This window comes from Paenibacillus sp. FSL P4-0338, assembly GCF_038002365.1.
In the GTDB taxonomy this organism is placed as follows: Bacteria; Bacillota; Bacilli; order Paenibacillales; family Paenibacillaceae; genus Paenibacillus_AQ.
The window spans coordinates 5,016,870-5,037,670 of the sequence record NZ_JBBOCG010000001.1 but is presented as its reverse complement, the minus strand read 5'-3'; the positions used below and the strand labels follow the sequence as shown (position 1 = coordinate 5,037,670).

The following is a 20,801-nucleotide window of genomic DNA, read 5'->3' as shown; positions in this document are numbered from 1 at the left end:
TCTTTGGTATTGTTCATGACGGGTCCAATCTGCCATAGATGGCATTACACAGGTCAACCGTGAACGGACCCGACATGCCCTCCAGTGCTGTATTGGTGAATGCTACCACGCTTAGTCGCTGCTTGGCATCGACGAACCACGAATGGCCATAGGTACCGCCCATGCGCCATGTGCCTAGGGACTCTGCAGTATCTGCAGCAGCAGGATCTTTAAGCACTGTGAATCCCAGGCCGAAGCCTCGTCCCGGCCAGAAGGGCATGGAGAGGTCACCAATCTGGTTGGTAGTCATTTCGCGGACCAGCGATTCCGGCAGCAGGGGCGCCCCGCCCTTCCGCAACGTCTCCAGCAATTGGAGGAAATCTCCGGCGCTGCCGATCATACCGGCTCCCCCGGAAGCATAGGCAGTACTGTCTAACGCCCGGCTCGGGGCGAGCCGGAATCCCGCCGTTCCTTCTACAAAGGCCAACCTGTCCGGATTCTCCATAGGCCGCAGGCCCGGAACATCATCGGCGTAAGCGGTGGCCAGCCGCTGCGGTTCCACTGCAAGGAAGCCGGTATCCTTCATGCCGAGTGGCCGGGTCACGAGCGTATCTATGGCTTCATTGAGCGTGGTTCCGGTAACCCTTGCGATCACCGCCCCCAGCACATCTGTTGCGATAGAATATCTCCACTCGGTGCCTGGCGTATAGAGGAGTGGAACAGACGCTAGCCGCTTCAGATTCTCTTCAAGCGTGATACCAGACTGATCCATGCCATCGGATACCCCGGCCTGCTCATAGGAGCCGCCTTCTTCCTGAAAGAAGCGGTAGGTTAGACCAGCGGTGTGCGTCATTAGGTGGCGTATCGTGATTTCCGCCCGCTTGCCGTTCTTCAGACGTGGCTGAAACTCCGGCAGCCAGCGGTCCACCCGCTCATCAAGCAGCAAGCGGCCTTGGGCCACTAGTACCAGAGCAGCTGTTGAGGTAATCGGCTTGGAAACCGATGCCAGCCGGAATAAGGCATCCTCCCGCATGGGCTGCTTCAGTTCACGGCTTGCAAGGCCGGCAGCCCGGCTATACAGGAGCTTCCCATCTACTGCTACCTTGATGACTGCGCCCGCCAGGCGCTTGTCGGTAAGCGTCTGCTCAATAACTTTATCAATGCGCGCCGGGAGGCGGTCTGGATTAATCGTGTTCAAATACTGTGTACTCAACAGTTATCATCCTTTCACTATAGTTAAAGCAAGGTTTGCTTTACTAATGTAAGTATATTATATAAAATAAGTTAATCGGCTTACATAGGGCAACCAAGCTATACTAGCCGTCCGGCGATTTAAAACAAGGCAGATTGCACAAAGTTCCTTAAAATTAAAGGAGTTGAATGGAATGGACCATACGGATAAGCAGATTCTGTTTCATCTTCAGAGCCAAGCGAGAATATCTATGACGGAACTCGGGAAATATGTGGGCCTATCACAACCCGCAGTGACAGAAAGAGTTAGACGTATGGAGGAAAATGGGGTAATCAGCGGGTATCGCACCATAATCTCACCGGAGAAGATTGGAAAACATGCGGCTGCCTATATGCTGTTCCACTCCAGAGAATGTACTGCCTTCATGGAATTCTGCCGCTCCTCTCCGGAGGTCGTTGAATGTTACCGGATCAGCGGAGAGCACAACTATCTGTTAAAAGTAATGACCGATTCCACGCAAGCCTTGGAGCAATTCGGCAATGAATGCGATAAATACGGGAACTATACGATTCTAATTGTGATGTCATCGCCCATAGACCATAAATATCTTATTCCTTCGCTGGAAGCGGCAGGCGTTAACCTGCTCGAATAGACAACAAGTAATGAGAAGCAAAAGAGCAGCAGAAGCCGTCTGACAATTTTAAAATATTCCTTGACGGGAATATTCCCATTAGGGTATATTGTGCATGTACCCGAAATACTAAAAGGCTTGATTAAAGGAATGCTGAAATGATGGACACAACGACATTTAGCGCACTTGCTGAGCCTACGCGGCTGCGGATGGTAGAGATCCTGAAAGACGGGCCGATGAGCGTAGGCGATATCGCCGAGCGGCTCACGCTCCGTCAGCCTCAGGCCTCGAAGCATTTGCGTGTGTTGCTGGAAGCCGGACTGGTTGAGGTGGAAGCGGCGGCTAACCGCCGGAACTACAGGCTGCGTACGGAGCCGCTGAAGGCTATGGATGCCTGGCTGGAAGCTTACCGCAGGCTGTGGAGTGAACGCTTCGACAATCTGGATGACTATCTGCGGCAGTTACAGTCCGAAGACAAATGAATGACTATCAGGAGGGATTAGGAATGTCTGGCACAATGATTTCCCGAGTAGAAGGTCTTGAGCTGGTTCTGGAACGTGTATTCGATGCCCCGCGTGAGCTTGTATTCAAAGTATTTTCTGAGGCAGAGCATCTGAAGCAGTGGTGGGGCCCGCGCGGCTGGATTGTTCCCTTCTGCAGCGTTGATTTTCGTCCGGGCGGTATTTGGCATTACTGTATGAAGTGTGTCGATGAGAAGCAGGGGGAATTCTTCGGAATGGAATCCTGGGGCAAGGGCGTCTATCATGAAATTACTGATGGCGAGAGCTTTGTCTACACCGATTACTTCTCGGATGCCGAAGGCAATGAAACCGAAGGGATGCCGTCTACTTTGGTCAGCATGATCTTTGAAGAGACGGAGGGAGGCGGAACGAAGCTGATCAGCCGCTCGAAATATGAGTCTGAAGAAGCGCTCCGCACTGTCATGGATATGGGGATGATCCAGGGAATTACCGAAACCTGGGACCGTCTCGGGGAGCATCTGCAGTCGATTCAGTAAATTGCCGGAATGTATAGGTATGATATTATAGGGGGCTGTTCTGATGCCGGATATAGGCAGGGACAGCCTCTTTTTGGTATAGAAGCCGAAGCTAAAGCCCCGTTTTGCGGGGTTATTTTGAGCCGGGAGATATCTATGTTAACCGGGGCCTGTTTAATTTCCCGATTTTCCGGTGAATGGGTAATAGTGAATGAACTGACGGCAAGCGCACCTGCGGAATGTGGGAACGGGCTTGCTTTACAGTGTCCAAACAGGGAGGCTACAGGGATGGATAAGGTATTGCTTGCACAAGTGAAGCGTTGGCATGACAAGAATGAATATCAGCAGATTGTGGACCGTCTTTTGGAGATTCCACCAGAGGCAAGAGATTATGAATGTATCAGCCAATTGGGCAGAGCTTATAACAACCTGGGAGATTACGACAAAGCGCTGGAGCTGCTGCTCAGCATTGCAGAGGAAGGCAAAGAGGATTCGCTTTGGCATTTTCGCGCAGGGTACTCCTACTATTATCTGAATCAGTACGAGCAGGCGGTCCAAGCGTTTGCACGTGCAGATGAACTGGAGCCGGGAGACGGAGATATCCAGAACATGCTGGAGTACAGCCGGGAAGGCGCGCAGCGTGAGGCCAGAGAGCAGGCCAGGCGTGCCGAAGCGATACATAATGCTAAATTACTCAGAGAGAGCGGCGGCAGAGACCTAGGGTCTTTCCTTGATTTTTGTGCCGATTTCTGGGAAGACAGCGATTATGCCCTGAAGTCGTACGTGTCCCCGCTGCCCAGTGATGAGCTGATTGCTTCTGTGGAGGAAGAGCTGGGCTATAAGCTGCCGGCCTCTTACATCGCCATGATGAAGCAGCATAACGGGGGGATTCCCCGCAATACCTGTTTCCCGGTGACTGAATCTACATCCTGGGCTGAGGATCATGTTGCTATCTCGGGAATAGCCGGAATCGGCCGTGACAAAAGCTACTCCCTCTGCGGAGACCTGGGAAGCCGCTTCATGATTGAGGAGTGGGGTTACCCCGATATTGGCGTGGTCTTCGGAGACTGTCCTTCTGCCGGACATGATGTCATCATGCTGGATTACCGCCACTGCGGGCCGGAGGGTGAACCTGAGGTGATTCATGTGGATCAGGAGGGCAACTATGAGATTACGTTCCTGGCCCCTGACTTCGAGACCTTTATCCGTGGGCTGGTGAACGATGAGGTGTTTGATACCTCGGAAGAGGATAAGGAGGATGACCTGAAGACAGTGGCGTCCGGTGCGTTCTCACCGCTGCTGCAGGAGCTGTGCGACAAGGTTACGGAAGTGGACGATATAGAGGGCATTATCCGCAGGATCTGCACCGCCATTGTGGAGGAGAAGGGCCATTTCTCTCTTCATGCGGACGAGCGGTCCACCTTGATGTATGATCTGCAATTCTGGCTCTATACCCGCGTCTACCCGAATACGAGCCGTGACCAATATCTTGAGGTGTATTCCAAAATGATCGCGTTCGGCGGTGAATTCAGCACTGGCGGATATGCCCCGGGCTTCATCACGGACTGGCTGGACGACCGTGTCCGCCAAGGCATGATCGTGAAGACGAACGGGACGCTCCGGTTCACGGATGAGGCAAAGGAACAGTTATTGAAGAAGCTGAAGGAGGCGGAATCGGCGGGAGCTGCGGATCTGAAGCCTTTTATTATCGTGGAGCAGGATAACGGCGGCAAGTCCGTGATTCTGAATGCAGGAAGCTATAAGACGGAGGTATTCGCCGCACGGGAAGACGAGGGCTTCGAGGGCAACGGATATGATTGGGCCTCTCTGGCTGCGGTCTTCCTGGAGGAGCAGATGCCTGAGCTATCCGGAATTGTCCGCTTCGATCCGGAGGCCGGTATGTTCTGCGCCTATTCCTCTGACGGTGAGGCACTGGTCAAGTTCGCCACTGCCTTCAAGCGGGCCTGTGAGGATGACGCGCTCATCCGCGATCTGTTCTCGCGCGCGGAGCTGGATTAGGACGAATCAGACGGGGCTGCCTGTATATGGGCAGTCCTGTTCTTTATTAATTGTGAAATAAGTTTAAGGAAAGTAGAGCAATACCAATGATAAACATAATAATTGCCAGTACTCTTACCATTATAAAATAGGAGGAGGATGGCTCTCTGCGTGTCTTCCATCCTTGCAGAAGCTCCCAAGACTTAAAGGGGAATATTGCTATTAACAGAGCTCCGATAACCCATACAACCAAAAATACAGTTGATATTGCTGAGAAAATAATCATTCCACTCGGAGAGCCCATAATACTCCTCTTTTCTCAAAACCGATTTCAGTTTACTAAGCGGCATCCTTTTGGGTTTGGATTCATCGGGCATCTTTTTTTTCGGAGCTATCCAGGGTAGCCAGCACTTCCCGATTGAAAAATTCCGCTCTCCACGCTCAACTGCTCCTATGTACGCATCATCCAAGTTAGATATTGACAGCATGTCTGGAGCAGGTCGTTTTGAAGCTTCCTGAAACACCGTGTGTGGAAGTCTAAGGTCAGATGGACTTCTTTTTCAGTAAAAGAAAGAGAATGCCGCCAATAATAAAGCCGCTTATTACACCAGCCAATACAGATTTGAGAATACTGAGTGCAATGTCCATTCCCGTACTGTCAGGCGGCGATATGATATTCATAATGAAAAGAAAGCTGAACAGGATGGATGTAATCAGAAAAGACTTTGATTTTAGGAATCGTTTCATGGTTCTCCTCCATTCATAAGTATTTCTCAGTTATATATGATAATGTAAGACTTTTTGCATACAGATGTCTATTTTTTCCTGCTATACTGGGTTTATCTCAGGCGACAAGGGGACAAGAACCAGTATGGGCGGGATCACCAGACATGATGTGAATGAGGAGTATGCATACTCCGGTTTAGTAGAGGCGGGGGATTTTATTTTCCTGAGCTTCTGTGTGGGCAATGTGGGCGGAACGGTGGAAGAGCAGGTGGAAGGTGCGCTGAATGATATGAGTGATCGTCTCGGACAGGTGGGACTTACACTCACAGATGTGGTGAAAGTGGACATTCTGCTGCGGGATGTGTGGGAGATTCCGGTTATGGAAGAGGTATTCAAGCGCAGATTCCAAGGCAAGTACCCTGCCCGCAAAACGATCTCCACCGAGTTCGCGCATGTGGGCGGTCCGGATGGACTTAAGGTCCAGATCGACGGCATAGCATACCGACCGCGCGTGTAGCGGGGGGAGGATAAGCTCCGCAACAATCATACGCCCAGCTCCAACTGCAACAGCAGCCCCTCCTGCCGGAGTGGGCTGCTGTTTGGGTTGCCTCAATGTAACAATCTTACGGTTTCAAAAGCACCCGGTGAACCCCTTGGCTTCCGCCCGGTGCCGTTCCGAGATATAAATATCCTCCCTGGCTTACGGCAGTGGTGATCCCGTACAAGGTCCCTTCCGGATCATGCCAGCTGCTCACAAGCTCGCCTTCGGGGCCGTATTCTGCGACAAGTCCGTGCTTCACCGGGGCACTTGCTCCATTTAACAGGGACTGTGGCACCTTGGACATCGTCGCTGCTACCCAGGGATGACTATGCATGTAATCGGCAAAAGCCAGACGGGTTGTGAATACTCCTACCCAGAAATGTCCCTGAGCGTCGCGAGTGATATTGTCCGGGAACCCTGCCAGATTCTCCGCGAAAATATCCGAGGTGCCTTGCTTGGGCCCCTTCAGCCAGTATCGGGTCAGCTGGTAATGGTACGATTCAGCAACAAGCACGAAATCTTCTTCAGCAGACAATGCGACCCCATTGGCAAAATATAAATCCTTCAGCAGAACGGTGGTCTGCCGGGTCTGCGGATCATATCTCAACAACCGTCCATGCGGTTTGTTCTCGGCGATCTCTTTGAACATGACCTTGCCGTAGTTAGAGGTATCGGAGAAATAGATCATTCCGTCCTGCGCGATGTCCAGCTCGTTCGCCAGATAGATCGGCCCTCCGTCCACTTCAGTGGCCAATACTTCAATCTTCCCATCCTTGTCAATCGACAGCAGTCCCTTCTGAATATCCGCCACAATCAAATTTCCGGCAGCATCGAATTTCAGCCCGTTAGGTGTTCCCTGGGTATCGGCGAACACTTCGGCTGGCTGCGCCTTACCTTCCGCATCGAAGGCTACTCTGTATATTTTGCCGTCAGAGTCGCCCGTGTACAGCAGCCCCGCAGCATCAAAAGTGATAAATTCCGGGAACTTCGCGCGATCTGTCACAAGCTCTGCGGAGCTAAGCTTGCTGTTCTCTTTCCAAGGGCCCTCCTGCTCAAAAGAAGGGGCGGCAGGTGCAGACCATACGGCAGGCTCTACCGGGGCTGGCATCAGCAGGAATCCGGCGATTCCCAGCACGATTATTCCGAGCAGGATCAAGCTCCATCTGCGGATATGCTTACCGGCGGACCGTTTGCGTTGATTAGTTTCTGTAGACATTACACATTCTCCTTAGGGTTTGTAGGGCGAAGCATACCACCGACCAAGCGCAGGCTTTGTCTGCGGGTCATGAACCGGGTAATCTGGGCACTCAGGTAATTGCGGAGCCCCGGAACAACGTACTGTTTTCCTCTGGCCATAGCGCGCAGTGTAAGGGCCACTACCCGCTCCGGTGAGTCCTTCGCGCCGCCGACAGAGGCATCCTCCGTGCCCACCACGTTGAAGAAATTGGTCTCCGTCGAGCCTGGACACAGGGCGAAGAATTGGACGCCGCGATCACGATTCTCCCAGTAGAGGGCATCGGTGAAGGACAAGACAAAAGCTTTGGTCGCCCCATAGACGGCCATATAAGGCAGCGGCTGAAAGCCTGCGGTAGACGATACATTGATCACAGCGCCTGCTCCTCTGTGGAGCATTCCGGGAAGGAAGAGATGCGTCATATCGACTACAGCGGCTACGTTGAGCATGACCTCTTCATGCTGGCGCTCGCCGGAGACCTGCTCGAACAGGCCATGGGTGGCAAAACCCGCATTGTTCACCAGCAGATCGATATTCAGGCCAAGCTGCTGGCATTGCTGGTACAGCTCTCCGGCAGCGCCTTCGAGCGATAGGTCCTTGGGAATCACCCGGCACTGAATTCCATGGCTTCGGGTCAATTCGGCTGCGAGTGCATCCAGTTTGACTTTGGATCTGGCTACAAGCACCAGATGACTGCCCTCCTTGGCTAATTGTCTTGCAAACTGTTCTCCGATTCCCGAAGAGGCTCCGGTGACCAATGACCATTTCCCTTTAATATTCATTTTTACTTCTCCTTCTGAATCAACGTTTTGTTTTGGTAACAACGTTACCTATGTGAATCATAGTAACCAAAACATCACGCGTGTGTCAATCTAATTTTTTCACGTAAGGGTTCAATTGACATCCTAGGTGCGAATGTTTAGAATTCCTGTTAGAACCCGGCAACCTTGTTGCTGGTCAATAACATTGATAACCGAATGAAGGTGATTCCTATCCATAACGAAGACAAGTCCTCGCCATCCACGGGCCGGACACTGAAGACCTATCAGGAAGCCCGCCTGCAAAATACGGAGAATCTCCGTAAGCTTGTGGTGGATGCGGCCGCGGCCATTCTGCAGGAAGAGGGGCCGGAGGCCGTCACTGTACGCAGAGTATCGCAAAGAATGGGCTGTTCCACCAAAATTATCTATAGTCTATTTGTTAATAAAGAGGGGCTGGCCCAGCAGTTATATCTTGAAGGTTGTAAGCTGCTGGCCCTGCGGTTTGAAGAGGTGCCGCCGCATGCTGACCTGCAGCAGCATCTGCTGGAACTGGGCGAAGCCTTCTGGCAGTTCGGACAGGATTACAGCAGCTACTACAAGCTGATGTTCGGAGGGGCTTTTGCCGAGTTCAAGCCGGATGCGGAGAGTATGCAGGGAACGTTGACCGCCATACGCCGACTACAGGTTCTAATCATTACCGCCCAGCAGCAGGGGCTTATTTCGGACAAGGAAGAGACCGGGGCTCTTGTCGCCGCCATATGGTCCTCGCTGCATGGTGTAATCCACCTATACATGGGCGGGTTCCTTGGAGATGCCGTAGCCGCCCATACTGTATACAGGCAAACGATGGAGCTGCTGTCCAGAGCCTTATTCGCAGCATCCACACCAGACAGAGGAGCGGATCGAGGATGATCGCATTAATCTTGGCTGCGGGGTATGCCACCCGTCTGTATCCGTTAACGCTAGACACCCCGAAGCCGCTGCTGCCGGTGCAGGGAAGCCGGACGATTCTGGATCTGCTGGCCGCGCGGCTGGAGGTGCTGGAGGAGATTTCCGAGATTCTTGTGGTGACGAATGAGCGGTTTTTCCATGCTTTTGAACAGTGGGCCGGGCAGTACCAGGGGAACAAGCCGGTTCGTATCCTGAACGACGGCACTTCTTCTCCTGAGGGGCGGTTAGGCGCGATTGGCGATATCCAGTTTGTGCTGGAGCGGGAGCAGCCGCAGGAGGATCTGCTGGTGCTGGCAGGCGATAATGTGCTGGGCTTTGGCCTGGCGGGGTATTTGGACTATTTTCACAAGGTGGGTACAGACTGTATTCTGGTGCGGACGGTAGATGATCCGGCAGAGCTGCGCAGTATCGGCGTGGCGGAGCTGGATGCGCAGAATCGGGTCTTATCCCTTGAGGAAAAGCCGCAGGCGCCCCGCTCCAACATTGGTGTATTCGCGCTGTACATCTACAAACGGTCTACGCTGCCGCTGTTCTCCCGTTATCTGGCTGAAGGGGGCAACCCGGATGCGCCGAGTTATTTTCCCGAATGGCTGCATTCCCGTCAGGAGATGCGGGCCTACTATACGGAGGGCACGATAGAGGATGTCGGCACCCCGGAGGCCTATGCACAGATGCGGGCGAGGCTGGAGGAACAGGCAGAGTAACCTGGGTTAAAAATCAAAAAAACGCACGGGCAGAGGGCGAACCTCTCTATACCCGTGCGTTTTGTTTTACGGCTCTATGCCGTAGATCAGCGTGCCGTTATGGTATACAGTGATCCGGTCATTGGCAGTGAAGCTGGTCAACAGCGGCCGGAAGGAGTAGTCGTTAGCCTGGCTGTAATTGGCATAGTTATCCTTGTGAATACGGAACTGGATCTCACCGGTTGAGCCGGAAGCAGCCAGGCTGCCTGCCCCGTCCTTGAAAGAGATTTCAGCGTAGGCATCGGCATCGGGGACCGGAACCGCGAGCGGAACGATGGTGGTCTGGATATTGTTTTTGCCGACGACGGCGTAGTCAATCTCCATGGTGTGTGCAGAGCTGCCGTCCTGGGTGAACCAGTAACGGATCGTGAATTGGCTGAGCGGGACGGGAACGGTGGAAGTACTCTTCAGCTGGAGACTTGCCCGGATGGAGCCCACATTGTTGCCGGTCTCATCACTGCGGTAGAGCGGAGTGGCGGTTACAGGTCCTGTCCCGGGGCCGCCGGGCTCCTCAATAGGAGGGAAGGTGACCGTCTTCATGATCCGGTTCAGCATGAGCTGCTTCGGCCGGTTCCAGGTTGCCCAGTCATCCTGCAGCAGACCGCCGGTATCCCCGCTGTTGGGGTTCAGTGTCCAGTAGGTCCAGTAGAGATCATTCGTGCCGATGTAATCGACTAGTTTATTTTGCCACTTCCCTTCCACCGAGAGGGTGTCCACGCTGCGGCCTCCGAATTCACCCATGATTAGAGGGGCGATGTTCTCTTTGCTGATATAACCCCAGGTCTGATCCCATATCGCAGGCAGGTTCGCCGGAAAAGCAGGATCGCTGAACCACGGCTGCTCCGCCACCCCGGGACCGTAATCATGCGGGGAATAGACCACTTGATTCGGAACGGTAAGCGTTACCGGATAATTCCGCACCCCGGTGAGGTTGCCGCCCCACCAGTACTTGCTGGTGTTACCCTGCACATTCTGCTCGATCCCTTCGACGATGATCAGCCAGTGCGGATTCACTGCAAGGATTGCATTCCCTGCCCGCTGGGCCGCGAGCCGCCAGTCAGTGCTGAGATCACCGGTCCCCCAGCTTGCCGGGCCATGAGGCTCATTATGCAGGTCGGCACCGATTACCGTAGGATTATTCGCATAACGTGCAGCCAGCATCACCCAGTCACTGATCCAGCGGGATTCAGGATATGCGGCCGTATACCAGAGCGTCGACTGCCCGCCGGAATCGGGGCGGTGCCGGTCCAGGAAGATTTGAATGCCGCGCTGGCCGGCTTTTTCGATTAAGGTATCCATAATTTCGATGGGAGTCAGACCGGCCAGGTCCGGGTTTTTGGCATAATCAATGCTGTTGGCCTGGGAAGCGGGGTCGAACATTTGACTGCTGAACGGCAGGCGAATCAGGTTGTACCCTTCTGCGCGGACCTGATCGAGCACATCATCCATGGAACGCGACCATAATCCGTGCGGGGAATAGTTCGGCGTCTCGAAGCCAAACCAGTTCAGTCCGTTGAACACGGCCGGGTTCCCCTGAGAATCTACAATCCGGCTGCCCGAGGTGTGATAAAAAAGCTTCGTTGCCCCCTCAGCCTTCACCGGCTGTCCGGCAATAGCGGCGGTACCTGCAAGCAGTGTTAGAGCCAAAAGCATTTTCCCCAGTGTCCTGAAACCAAAGGTCATTCATCTTCCTCCTCGTATATGGTTCTTGATAAAGTCGAACTTTATATCATACGGATAAAATGAAAACCTATTCATCCCGGACAGGTCTTAATTATGGAAAATTATTGAATAAAGGAGGATCTTATGCCAGAACTGCATAATCAGGATTTGACATCTTCAACGTATATTAATATTGATTTCATCTACCATATACCTGAAGATATTGAAGGCAGTAAACTCAATATCACTTTTATACATGATGAGAAGATGGTGAAATCCTTTACATTAGGCTGGGCTAATATCACTTTAAATGCCTTTATTGATTTACTGAAGGACTTTCCCGGAGAATATACTGGGGAATTTACACATTCTGATGAGTCCTTTGGAGTGCAGTGGGTTCATGAATATGGCACAGGTTCGTTTATTCTCTATTTCGAACATCAAAGCTTATTTCTTCCTCCGTTAAAAACCAATAAAGAATTTCTTTTGCAATTTGCAAATGAACTTGAACAAGCAAAATTAACTGCTCCATCGTTATAGCTGAGATTGTTTAGCACAAATTACAAGAATCGCATCTAGCTTAAAAAGGGAATAATTGCTATAATTACTAATGTAAGCGATTGACTTCAACGGAGCGAATACATACTGTTACAGCCTTAACGGGTACAGTCAGGAAACTATTCAAGCCGAGAGGGGAATTAGGAGAATGTTTAGAATGAAAGCTATACAATGGGCAGCTATCGGGTCGCTTGTCGTGTCTTTATTTGTGGGGTCGCTGGCGGTAGGCGGGGAGAAGGTGTTCGCCGCCGATTGCTCGGCCGGCTATGTAGCTCTAACGTATGATGACGGGCCGAATCCAAGCAACACGACGAACCTGCTGAATGCTCTGCAGCAGAATGGCCTGCGCGCCACGTTCTTCAATGTCGGGCAGAATGCGCAGAACAATCCTTCGCTCGTACTGGCCCAGAAGAACGCAGGGATGTGGATTGGCAACCATTCCTGGTCGCATGCGAATCTGACCCAGGTGGGCAACTCCCAGATTACATCGGAGATTACGAATACCCAGCAGACGCTGCAATCCATTACCGGCACTGCTCCGAAGCTGTTCCGTCCGCCGTACGGGGCGACTAACGCGACTCTCAAGTCCATCGAGGCCCAGAATGGCCTTACTGAAGTGCTCTGGAATGTGGATTCGCAGGACTGGAACGGAGCGGGAACCGCCCAGATCGTGGCTGCTGTGGGCACGATGAAGAATGGGGATGTCATCCTGATGCATGACCAATACCAGACCACACTCCAGGCGGTACCGCAGATTGCACAGAATCTCAAGAACCGTAACCTGTGCTCAGGCATGATCTCGCCGTCCACCGGCAGGGCGGTTGCGCCAGATGGCGGCAATGGTCCTGGCCCCGCTGCAACGAAGGTAGAGGCGGAGAACATGACTAAGGCGGGTCAATATACTGCTAACATCAGCTCACCCTTCTCCGGAGTTGCCTTGTACGCGAATAATGATTCCGTGAAGTACACCCAGAATTTCACCAGCGGCACCCATAATTTCTCCCTGCGCGGGGCCTCCAATAACGCCAATATGGCCAGGGTGGACCTCAAGATCGGCGGGGTGACGAAGGGGACCTTCTACTATGGCGGAAGCAGCCCTGCGGTCTATACGATCAGCAATGTCAGCCATGGAACCGGCAACCAGGTGATTGAGCTGGTGGTTACCGCCGATGACGGGACTTGGGATGCTTACCTTGATTATCTGGAAATCAATTAAAGCAACAATACTGAAGGGGGTGCCCCAGCCAGCTAGCGCATAGCTGACGGGGCACCCCCTTTTATAGCCCAATCCTTCTCTGTCAGTCTTCGGAGCTGCTGCAGCTCCCTGAAGGCAACTGCACATAGAATGTCACGGACTCTCCGGCTACACTCTTCGCATAGATTTTCCCTTTATGCTGGTCCACAATGGACCTCGCGATAGCCAGACCCAGGCCGTAGCCGCCCTGCTTGCGCGCTCTGGAGGTATCCGTACGGTAAAAGCGGTCAAAGATCCGCGCCAGATGCTCTGCCGCGATGCCTTCCCCCGTATTCGAAACGGAGAGGAGCACATCGGTGTTCAGCTTATAGAGCGAGATGTGTACAGAGCCCTTGGGATTCGTATATTTCACTGCGTTATCCAGCAGAATCATCACCACCTGCTTGATCTGCTCGCTGTTGCCTGGCACGGTAAGGTCCGGCTGGATGTCATAGTCGAGAGAGAGATTTTTCTCGAAAATGACCGCCTCCATGGTCAGAATAATATTCTCTACCGCCTCGCTCATATTGAACCGGCTGTGGAGCTTCCCGGTCCGGGAGTCATCCATCTCCGTCAGGTACAGCAGATCGTTCGTCAGCCGCGTCATACGCTCCGTTTCGGACTTGATATACTGCAGCCATTTTGCCTGATTGCGGATCGTATCCTCACTGTTCGCCAGCAGTACATCCGCGTTGGTGTTAATAATCGTCAGCGGCGTCTTCAGCTCATGGGAGGCGTCGGCAATGAACTGCTTCTGCTTGTCAAAAGCCTCCCGTACCGGCGCAATCGAGCGCCCCGCAAAGTAGCGGCTGGTGAAGTACAGGATGACCAGTGTCAGCAGGCCGACAGCCGCGAAGGTATAGATCAGGTTCGTCAGGATCTGCTGCTGGGCGGTGATGTCCATGAAGACCAACTGTTGTCCGCTGCTTGCAGGCTTCACCATGAAGATCCAGCGGCTGCCGTCCAGTGTGAACTGGCCGGTGTCCTTGCCCTGGCTGAGCGCCTCCTTCAGCGCGGCGGTATAGAGTTCATCGTCCATAGTGAACTTCGATTCCTTGCCGGTCAGCGTGCCGTTGGCATCGGTCTGCACCTTGAAGGAGACGGAACGCTCCGGCTGGTAAGGGTCGATCGGCCCCTGGCCCGCGGGCATTGCCCCGCCGCCACCGCCACCTGAACCGCGCGGGCCTTGTCCGTCGCCCGGACCCCGCTCTTGCATGTCCGCAATCCGGTGGAGCGCCATATAGATGTCTGCCTGCACATTGCGGTACGTGAAGATGTAGATGGCGGCGAAGGCCACCAGCATGATAATGGAGATGGTGACCAGATTGACAATCAGGAACCGGGTTCGGAGTTTATTGAACATCAGGCACTCCCCTCCAGCACGTACCCTACGCCCCTAATCGTGCTGATGCGCACCTCCGAGTTCAGGAAGGTCAGCTTTTTACGCAAAAAAGAAATATAAACCTCCACGTTGTTATGCTCCGCATCGGAATCGAACCCCCATAGCTTCTCAATGATCTGCTCCTTCGAGGTGACCGCCTGCTTCCTTAGGATTAGCAGCTCCAGCAGCTCCGTCTCCTTCAGATTCAGCTTCATCTCCTTGCCCTTCACCGTCAGCTTCGGATTAACCGTATTCAGCTCCAGATCCCCGAACTTCAGGGCATCGTCAGGAATCACCTCGCCCTTACGCCGCAGGGCAGCCCGGATACGGGCCAGCAGCTCCTCTGAAGCGAACGGCTTGGCGATATAATCGTCAGCTCCATGATCGAGTCCAGTCACCATGTCGGTGATCTCTCCTTTAGCTGTAAGCATGATGACCGGTGTGGAGATTCCGTCCTTGCGCAGCGTCTTCAGCACGCTGATTCCATCCAGCTCCGGCATCATAATATCCAGCAGCAGCAGGTCATAGATCCCGCTCTGCGCATAATCAAGACCGGCTCTGCCGTCATGCACCGCGTCTACCGAATAATTGTGTTTTTTGAGGATTTGGGTTAAGGCCTCCGCCAGATGGACCTCGTCTTCAACGATTAATATTCTCATGGGATGGCTCATCCTCTTCTTAAGTAATGGATTTGCTGCTGATGCCATTATATCAAGGGGACCTTTAATCAACCTTAATCCATTTAAGATTCACTAAAGGTTCGGAGGCTAAGATACATTCATAAGCAAGCGGCACCACTCATTACTCCCCTGAAAGGAACTGATCCCCATGGCTATTGAGGTCTTCAACCGTTACGAGAACAAGTATCTGCTGGACCATGAATCCTATCTGAAGCTCTATCATGAATTGCTGGAATATATGGAGCCTGATGCATACAACAAGCAGCACGAATATTATTCCATCACCAATCTGTATTATGACACCCCGCAGAATTCCTTGATCCGCAGCAGCCTGGCGAAGCCGAAGTACAAGGAGAAGCTGCGCATCAGAGCCTACGGCATTCCTGAAGGCGACACCAGGGTCTATCTGGAGATCAAGAAGAAGGTGCTGGGTCTGGTCAACAAAAGAAGAACCCCGCTGAAGCTGGATGAAGCCTATGCATTCATCGAGAGCGGCAGAGAGCCTGAATTCGCGAGCTATATGAACAAGCAGGTGATCGAAGAGATCAAGTACTTGCTGACCCGCTATGATCTGCAGCCGAAGCTCTATCTGTCCTATGATCGCAAGGCTATGTTCTGTAAAAATAACCGCGATCTCCGCATCACCTTCGATACCAATATCCGCTGCCGCCGGTATGATCTGAAGATGGAACATGGCGTGTATGGCGAGGAGCTGCTGGAGCCGGGGCAATGGCTGATGGAAGTGAAGGCGGAGAAGACCATTCCGGTCTGGCTGGCCAAGATGCTGTCGGAGCATCAGATGTACCGCACCAGCTTCTCCAAATACGGCAACGAATACAAAAAAATGCTGCGAAACAGCCAATCAGAAAGAGAGCGTGTCCGCTATGCTTGATTCGATATTTTCCGTAGCTGAGTCTACTTCAGAACTAACATTCATGAATGCTGCTTTAACCATCGTCATCGCCATTATCCTCGGCGGGCTGATCAGCTTCACCTACATGAAGACGAGCCCTGCCGGATACTCACAGAGCTTCACGCTGACCATGGTTCTGCTGCCGGTCATTGTAGCGATTATCATCCTGCTGATCGGCAGCAATGTGGCCCGGGCCTTCAGCCTGGCGGGCGCCTTCTCGATCATCCGGTTCCGAAGCGCCCCCGGTGATCCGAAGGATATCACTTTCGTTCTGTTCACTATGGCCTCAGGGCTGGCCTGCGGGGTAGGGGCCTTCGGTTACGCGGTCTTTTTCACCCTGATCCTCTGTATTCTGATGACCGTGCTTAACCGTACAGGCTTTGGACTTAAGAAGACAATGCACAAGACACTGAAGGTAACGATCCCTGAGAATCTGGGCTATGAGGAAGCCTTCGCGGAGGTTTTCAACACCTTCAATGTGGCCTACGAGCTGAAGAAGATCAGAACCACGGAGCTGGGCAGCCTGTATGAGCTGGTCTACGCTGTAACGATTGATGAGCAGACAAGCCAGAAGGAGCTGCTGGATGCCATCCGCACACGTAACGGGAACCTGGATCTCTCACTAACCATGGCACCTGTCATGAACGAATACTAATCCGCTACAGGAAGGGAACGATGACTGATGAAGAACAGATTAACAACCGGGAAAATAGGACTTATGCTGCTATGCACCGCAGTCATGTCGGCATGCAGTGCAAAAGCAGCTACGTCATCCGATACAAGTAACAACGTGAATACAACAGTTGAGGCCGTTCAGAGCAGTACCTCTGCCGCCGGACAGCCGGCAAGTGTGAAGACAGCAGATCTTGTGACCTGGGAGGAAGAGGATGCAGTAACCGCCTGGACGGCAACAGATTCGACCGCTATAACCCTGGCTGGAACAACGGCTGCAGTTGATGGTGCCGGCGCTACGGCGCAAGAGGGCACAGTGACCATTACGGAGGCAGGCACTTATGTGCTTAGCGGCACACTGAGTGACGGCCAGATTATCGTAGATGAGCAGTCCAAAGGGACCGTAAGGCTGGTACTGAATGACGCTCACCTGACGGACAGCGATAATGCCCCGGTCTACATCAAGGAAGCCGGCAAAGTGGTCATCACCTTGCAGGAAGGGACGGATAACAGTGTGACGGATGGAGCTGCGTATGTGTTCGCTGAAGGAGCTGAGGATGAGCCAAGCGCTGTGCTCTTCAGCAAAGCCGACCTGACGATTAACGGCACCGGCAAGCTGACGGTTACCGGCAACTATAACGACGGCATTACCAGCAAGGATGATCTCAAAATTGTGTCCGGCACGCTTGAGGTGAAGGCAGCCGATGACGGCATCGTCGGGAAAGATATGATTGCCATTCAGGACGGCCATATTACAATTCATGCCGAAGGCGATGGCCTCAAGTCAACCAATGACAAGGATGCCGCTAAGGGCTTCATCGCCATTGCCGCCGGAACCTTCGACATTACGGCTGCCAATGATGGGATACAAGCGGAGACGGCCGCAGTCATTGATGGTGGCACCTATACGATGGTAACCGGCGGCGGCTATGTGAATGCCGAAGTGAAGACCGGCGATCAGGGAGGGCCGGGAATGGGCGGCGGCGGCTTCGGCCAGCGGCCGGAGGACGGTAGCTTCCCTGCTCCGGGAGAAGACGGGGGTACACCGCCTGCGATGGATGCTGCGCCAGCGGCCGACCAGCGCCAAGCAGCGGAGAGTGGCACCGCAGGCGCAGCACAGTCAGACACCGCAGCAGCGGCGGAGACGGAATCCGTCAGCGCCAAAGGGATTAAAGCAGGCGGCGACCTGACCGTGAACGGCGGAAACTTCACAATAAATTCCGCCGATGATGCACTGCACAGTAACGGAAACATCAGTGTGACAGATGGAGAATTCCAGATCACTACAGGCGATGACGGGATTCATGCCGATGCTCTGGTCTCCATATCGGGCGGCACCGTCAATATTACGAAGAGCTATGAAGGGATAGAAGGGGCGGACATCACCATATCCGGCGGTGATATTCATGTGACAGCCACGGACGATGGCGTCAATGTGGCCGGAGGCAACGATACCAATGCAGCAGCAGGAACACAGGCACAGGATTCGTTCAGCAGCACCGGCAGCAACCTGCTGACCATTAGCGGCGGCACCCTGACTGTAGATGCCGCAGGCGATGGCCTGGATTCCAACGGCTCGGTAACTATGACCGGCGGCACCGTCATTGTGAATGGCCCCGAGAACTCCGGCAACGGCGCTCTGGATTATGACGGAGCCTTCAACATCACAGGCGGATTCCTGGTAGCCGCAGGTGCATCAGGAATGGCACAGGCTCCGGGCGAAGACTCCGGCCAGTATTCGGTAAGCGTGGAGTTCGCAGCAACCCAGCAGGCCGGAACGATGGTTCATCTGGAAGACGCTGACGGTAAGGCTGTTCTGACCTTCGCTCCGGCAAAGAGCTTCCAGACCGTAGTGGTCAGCACTCCAGAACTGAACGGCGGCTCTTATACCGTCTATACCGGCGGCAGCTCTACCGGAACAGCAACAGACGGATTGTATACCGGCGGGACGTACAGCGGGGGCAGCAAATTCGTTGCTTTTGACATCACCAGTCCGGTGACCTGGGTGAATGCATCGGGTGTAACCACAGGCGGAAGTGGTATGGGCGGGCCGGGGGGCGGCGGCTTCGGCGGTAGAGGTAACAGAGCCGGAGGCGGACCAGGCGGAGAGGGAGGAACGCCGCCTGCGGACGCTGGTACTACGAAGCCAGCCGATGCAGGCACCACGAAGCCGGCAGATGCAGGCACTACAGCTCCAGACAGTGCAGGTACAAGCACGAATTAAGCGGGACAGCATAGCAGAGACTATCCATTAACGGATAGTCTCTTCTTTTGCACATTAAGGGCTGTGATCAGCGGCTACATGAAGTCGAAATAGTAGCGGATGACATGGAAGAATACCGGTGCGGTGTAGGCAAGACTGTCTACGCGGCTCAGGTAGCTTTTTTGCAGCGCTGCGAATTTGTCGTCATCCCCGATCAGCAGATCCCGCTTGAGTACGGAGACTGTCAGGCTGCCGAAGAAGCCGCTGAGACTGATCAGCATGCCGGAGAGATAGCCAAAGGCCGGATTCAGCGGTGTAAGATGAGAATAGCTCAGGTACGAGACTGCTGTAGTCACCACGAACGCGCAGACGAAGCCTTCCCAGGTCAGGTGGGGATTCGCGGTCGGGACGATCCGGTGCTTGCCGATGTAGAGCGAGGCCAGATAATGCACAGCATCATTGAGCTGGGTCAGCACCACCAGGAAGAGAACCAGCCCTGCGCCGTATTCCGGCGTGGCGAACTGGAAATAGGCCAGATGGCTAAGCCCGAAGACCATCAGCATCAGTCCCCACTGCACCGCGCTGACACCGCGCAGGAAGCCGAGCGTTCCCTTGTTAATCAGCCGGGGAATCGGCAGCAGCAGGAACACATAGACTGGAATGAAGATAATGAACATCCCGTACCACTCAATGTAGATCCAGTAGAACTGCAGCGGAATGGACAGGTACGCCCAGAGGAACAGCCTGCGGTCTGCTTTTCGGGTGCGGATCATGGAGAAGTATTCCTTAAGGGCGAAGAAGCTCAGGACCATCAGGGACAGCAGGGACACGACCGAATTGGACAGGGTAGCCAGGCAGAAGATGAACAGCATGCCCCACCAGGTTCGGATGCGGAAGCCGATTCCGGTATAATCCTTGTCCTTCTGTAATTTGCTGACCACAAGATACAGCACATGGATCACCGATAGAGCTGCAAAGATCAGAACTAGTGTGAATAAAGAACGGTTCATTACAATCACCAACTTGTCTCGGGTATCATTTCAATATAGGAATTTTATGCTAAAATAGATAGAGCGTCCAGCTTATTATGAAGCAAAACAACCGACTTGATAAGGGGAAATATTGTAAATGTCAGCAGATCCATCGGTGTACATCATGCTCACCAATACGGGAACGCTGTTCACGAAGCTCATTCAGGGGTATACCAAAGCGCCGTATAATCATGCCTCGATCTCGTTTAACAGGGAGCTGTCCGAGCTATATAGCTTTGGAAGGAAGCATCCGGCCAATCCGCTGAACGGCGGGTTCGTGAAGGAGGATATTCGCACAGGTACCTACAGTAAATATCCAGAGACGACTTGCGTCATCTACGAGCTTCAGGTTACGGACCGTGAGGTTGAGAAAATGAAGCGGGTGCTCCAGGTCTTCATCCGCAGCCGCCAGAAGTATCTTTACAATATCCTAGGCGTCATCGGCATTGCCTTGAAGGAGCCGGTGGAGTTCAGTAACTCGTATTTCTGTTCGCAGTTCGTTGCCGAGATTCTGGAGCGCTCGGGCATTAAGCTGTGGAACAAGCTGCCTGCACTCGTCACCCCGGATGACTTCCGGCAGAGCGACCGGCTGCATCTGGTCTATTACGGCAAGCTGAGCGAATACAAGCCCTCCAGCCAGTAGAGAAGTCCTCGTTCCCGGTAGGGAAGGGGGCTTTACTTAGAATATAACGGAATGCGGAGTAGAGGAGAGTG

20 protein-coding genes are annotated in these 20,801 nt (G+C 53.3%); 13 read left to right on the top strand and 7 right to left on the bottom strand.

The window, feature by feature from the left end:
• Positions 1 to 13: 13 nt before the first annotated feature.
• Positions 14 to 1,192, bottom strand: a complete 1,179-nt coding sequence (locus tag MKZ07_RS22120) for a serine hydrolase domain-containing protein (protein WP_235218352.1) — start codon at positions 1,190 to 1,192, stop codon at positions 14 to 16.
• Between the two features lie 172 nt (positions 1,193 to 1,364).
• On the opposite strand from MKZ07_RS22120, the gene MKZ07_RS22115 reads away from it, so the two are divergent.
• The 5 genes from MKZ07_RS22115 (at position 1,365) to MKZ07_RS22095 (ending at position 6,040) form a co-directional block, all read left to right on the top strand.
• Positions 1,365 to 1,823, top strand: coding sequence for an Lrp/AsnC family transcriptional regulator (locus MKZ07_RS22115; protein WP_036691783.1), 459 nt, complete (start codon positions 1,365 to 1,367; stop codon positions 1,821 to 1,823).
• A 140-nt stretch (positions 1,824 to 1,963) separates the two neighbouring features.
• Complete coding sequence (locus MKZ07_RS22110; protein ID WP_036692208.1) at positions 1,964 to 2,284, top strand: ArsR/SmtB family transcription factor; 321 nt, start codon at positions 1,964 to 1,966, stop codon at positions 2,282 to 2,284.
• Positions 2,285 to 2,307: 23 nt separating this feature from the next.
• Positions 2,308 to 2,820 (top strand): SRPBCC domain-containing protein, encoded by a 513-nt coding sequence (locus tag MKZ07_RS22105; RefSeq protein ID WP_036691785.1) that lies wholly within the window; start codon positions 2,308 to 2,310, stop codon positions 2,818 to 2,820.
• A 267-nt stretch (positions 2,821 to 3,087) separates the two neighbouring features.
• A complete protein-coding gene (locus MKZ07_RS22100) occupies positions 3,088 to 4,818 on the top strand; it encodes an Imm51 family immunity protein (protein ID WP_341027538.1) in 1,731 nt (576 codons plus the stop codon).
• An 850-nt stretch (positions 4,819 to 5,668) separates the two neighbouring features.
• Entirely contained in the window at positions 5,669 to 6,040 is a 372-nt protein-coding gene (locus MKZ07_RS22095; protein ID WP_036691799.1) for a RidA family protein, read from the top strand.
• 106 nt (positions 6,041 to 6,146) lie between these two features.
• On the opposite strand, the gene MKZ07_RS22090 is transcribed toward MKZ07_RS22095, so the two are convergent.
• Entirely contained in the window at positions 6,147 to 7,280 is a 1,134-nt protein-coding gene (locus tag MKZ07_RS22090; RefSeq protein WP_036691801.1) for an SMP-30/gluconolactonase/LRE family protein, read from the bottom strand.
• On the bottom strand, positions 7,280 to 8,080 hold the full coding sequence (locus tag MKZ07_RS22085; protein WP_036691804.1) for an SDR family NAD(P)-dependent oxidoreductase: 801 nt from the start codon (positions 8,078 to 8,080) through the stop codon (positions 7,280 to 7,282). The genes MKZ07_RS22090 and MKZ07_RS22085 overlap by 1 nt, the downstream gene beginning before the upstream one ends.
• A gap of 195 nt (positions 8,081 to 8,275) precedes the next feature.
• On the opposite strand from MKZ07_RS22085, the gene MKZ07_RS22080 reads away from it, so the two are divergent.
• Complete coding sequence (locus tag MKZ07_RS22080; RefSeq protein ID WP_179090425.1) at positions 8,276 to 8,971, top strand: TetR/AcrR family transcriptional regulator; 696 nt, start codon at positions 8,276 to 8,278, stop codon at positions 8,969 to 8,971.
• On the top strand, positions 8,968 to 9,714 hold the full coding sequence (locus MKZ07_RS22075) for a nucleotidyltransferase family protein (protein WP_036691806.1): 747 nt from the start codon (positions 8,968 to 8,970) through the stop codon (positions 9,712 to 9,714). The genes MKZ07_RS22080 and MKZ07_RS22075 overlap by 4 nt, the downstream gene beginning before the upstream one ends.
• A gap of 66 nt (positions 9,715 to 9,780) precedes the next feature.
• Here MKZ07_RS22075 and MKZ07_RS22070 read toward each other — a convergent pair whose 3' ends face one another.
• Positions 9,781 to 11,436, bottom strand: a complete 1,656-nt coding sequence (locus MKZ07_RS22070) for a cellulase family glycosylhydrolase (RefSeq protein WP_036691809.1) — start codon at positions 11,434 to 11,436, stop codon at positions 9,781 to 9,783.
• A 123-nt stretch (positions 11,437 to 11,559) separates the two neighbouring features.
• Here MKZ07_RS22070 and MKZ07_RS22065 point away from each other — a divergent pair, with 123 nt between their 5' ends.
• Complete coding sequence (locus tag MKZ07_RS22065) at positions 11,560 to 11,955, top strand: hypothetical protein (protein WP_036691813.1); 396 nt, start codon at positions 11,560 to 11,562, stop codon at positions 11,953 to 11,955.
• Between the two features lie 166 nt (positions 11,956 to 12,121).
• On the top strand, positions 12,122 to 13,189 hold the full coding sequence (locus tag MKZ07_RS22060) for a polysaccharide deacetylase family protein (RefSeq protein ID WP_036691816.1): 1,068 nt from the start codon (positions 12,122 to 12,124) through the stop codon (positions 13,187 to 13,189).
• Positions 13,190 to 13,271: 82 nt separating this feature from the next.
• Here MKZ07_RS22060 and MKZ07_RS22055 read toward each other — a convergent pair whose 3' ends face one another.
• Together MKZ07_RS22055 and MKZ07_RS22050 are read right to left on the bottom strand one after the other, a co-directional pair.
• Complete coding sequence (locus tag MKZ07_RS22055) at positions 13,272 to 14,570, bottom strand: sensor histidine kinase (protein ID WP_341027531.1); 1,299 nt, start codon at positions 14,568 to 14,570, stop codon at positions 13,272 to 13,274.
• Positions 14,570 to 15,247 (bottom strand): response regulator transcription factor, encoded by a 678-nt coding sequence (locus tag MKZ07_RS22050; RefSeq protein WP_036691822.1) that lies wholly within the window; start codon positions 15,245 to 15,247, stop codon positions 14,570 to 14,572. Before MKZ07_RS22050 ends, MKZ07_RS22055 begins: the two co-directional genes overlap by 1 nt.
• Positions 15,248 to 15,416: 169 nt before the next feature.
• Between MKZ07_RS22050 and MKZ07_RS22045 the strand changes: the two genes are divergently transcribed.
• From MKZ07_RS22045 to MKZ07_RS22035, 3 genes are read left to right on the top strand one after another with little or no spacing between them, the layout of a single operon-like run.
• Positions 15,417 to 16,160: a polyphosphate polymerase domain-containing protein gene (locus tag MKZ07_RS22045; protein WP_036691824.1), complete on the top strand. Its 744-nt coding sequence runs from the start codon at positions 15,417 to 15,419 to the stop codon at positions 16,158 to 16,160.
• The gene (locus tag MKZ07_RS22040) at positions 16,153 to 16,836 is read left to right on the top strand and encodes a DUF4956 domain-containing protein (RefSeq protein WP_036691827.1); all 684 of its coding nucleotides are present in this window, start codon (positions 16,153 to 16,155) and stop codon (positions 16,834 to 16,836) included. The genes MKZ07_RS22045 and MKZ07_RS22040 overlap by 8 nt, the downstream gene beginning before the upstream one ends.
• Before the next feature lie 27 nt (positions 16,837 to 16,863).
• Entirely contained in the window at positions 16,864 to 19,077 is a 2,214-nt protein-coding gene (locus MKZ07_RS22035) for a carbohydrate-binding domain-containing protein (protein WP_036691830.1), read from the top strand.
• Between the two features lie 74 nt (positions 19,078 to 19,151).
• Here MKZ07_RS22035 and MKZ07_RS22030 read toward each other — a convergent pair whose 3' ends face one another.
• Positions 19,152 to 20,066, bottom strand: a complete 915-nt coding sequence (locus MKZ07_RS22030; protein ID WP_036691833.1) for a phosphatidate cytidylyltransferase — start codon at positions 20,064 to 20,066, stop codon at positions 19,152 to 19,154.
• A 118-nt stretch (positions 20,067 to 20,184) separates the two neighbouring features.
• Between MKZ07_RS22030 and MKZ07_RS22025 the strand changes: the two genes are divergently transcribed.
• Positions 20,185 to 20,730: a hypothetical protein gene (locus MKZ07_RS22025; RefSeq protein WP_036691837.1), complete on the top strand. Its 546-nt coding sequence runs from the start codon at positions 20,185 to 20,187 to the stop codon at positions 20,728 to 20,730.
• Positions 20,731 to 20,801: the final 71 nt, after the last annotated feature.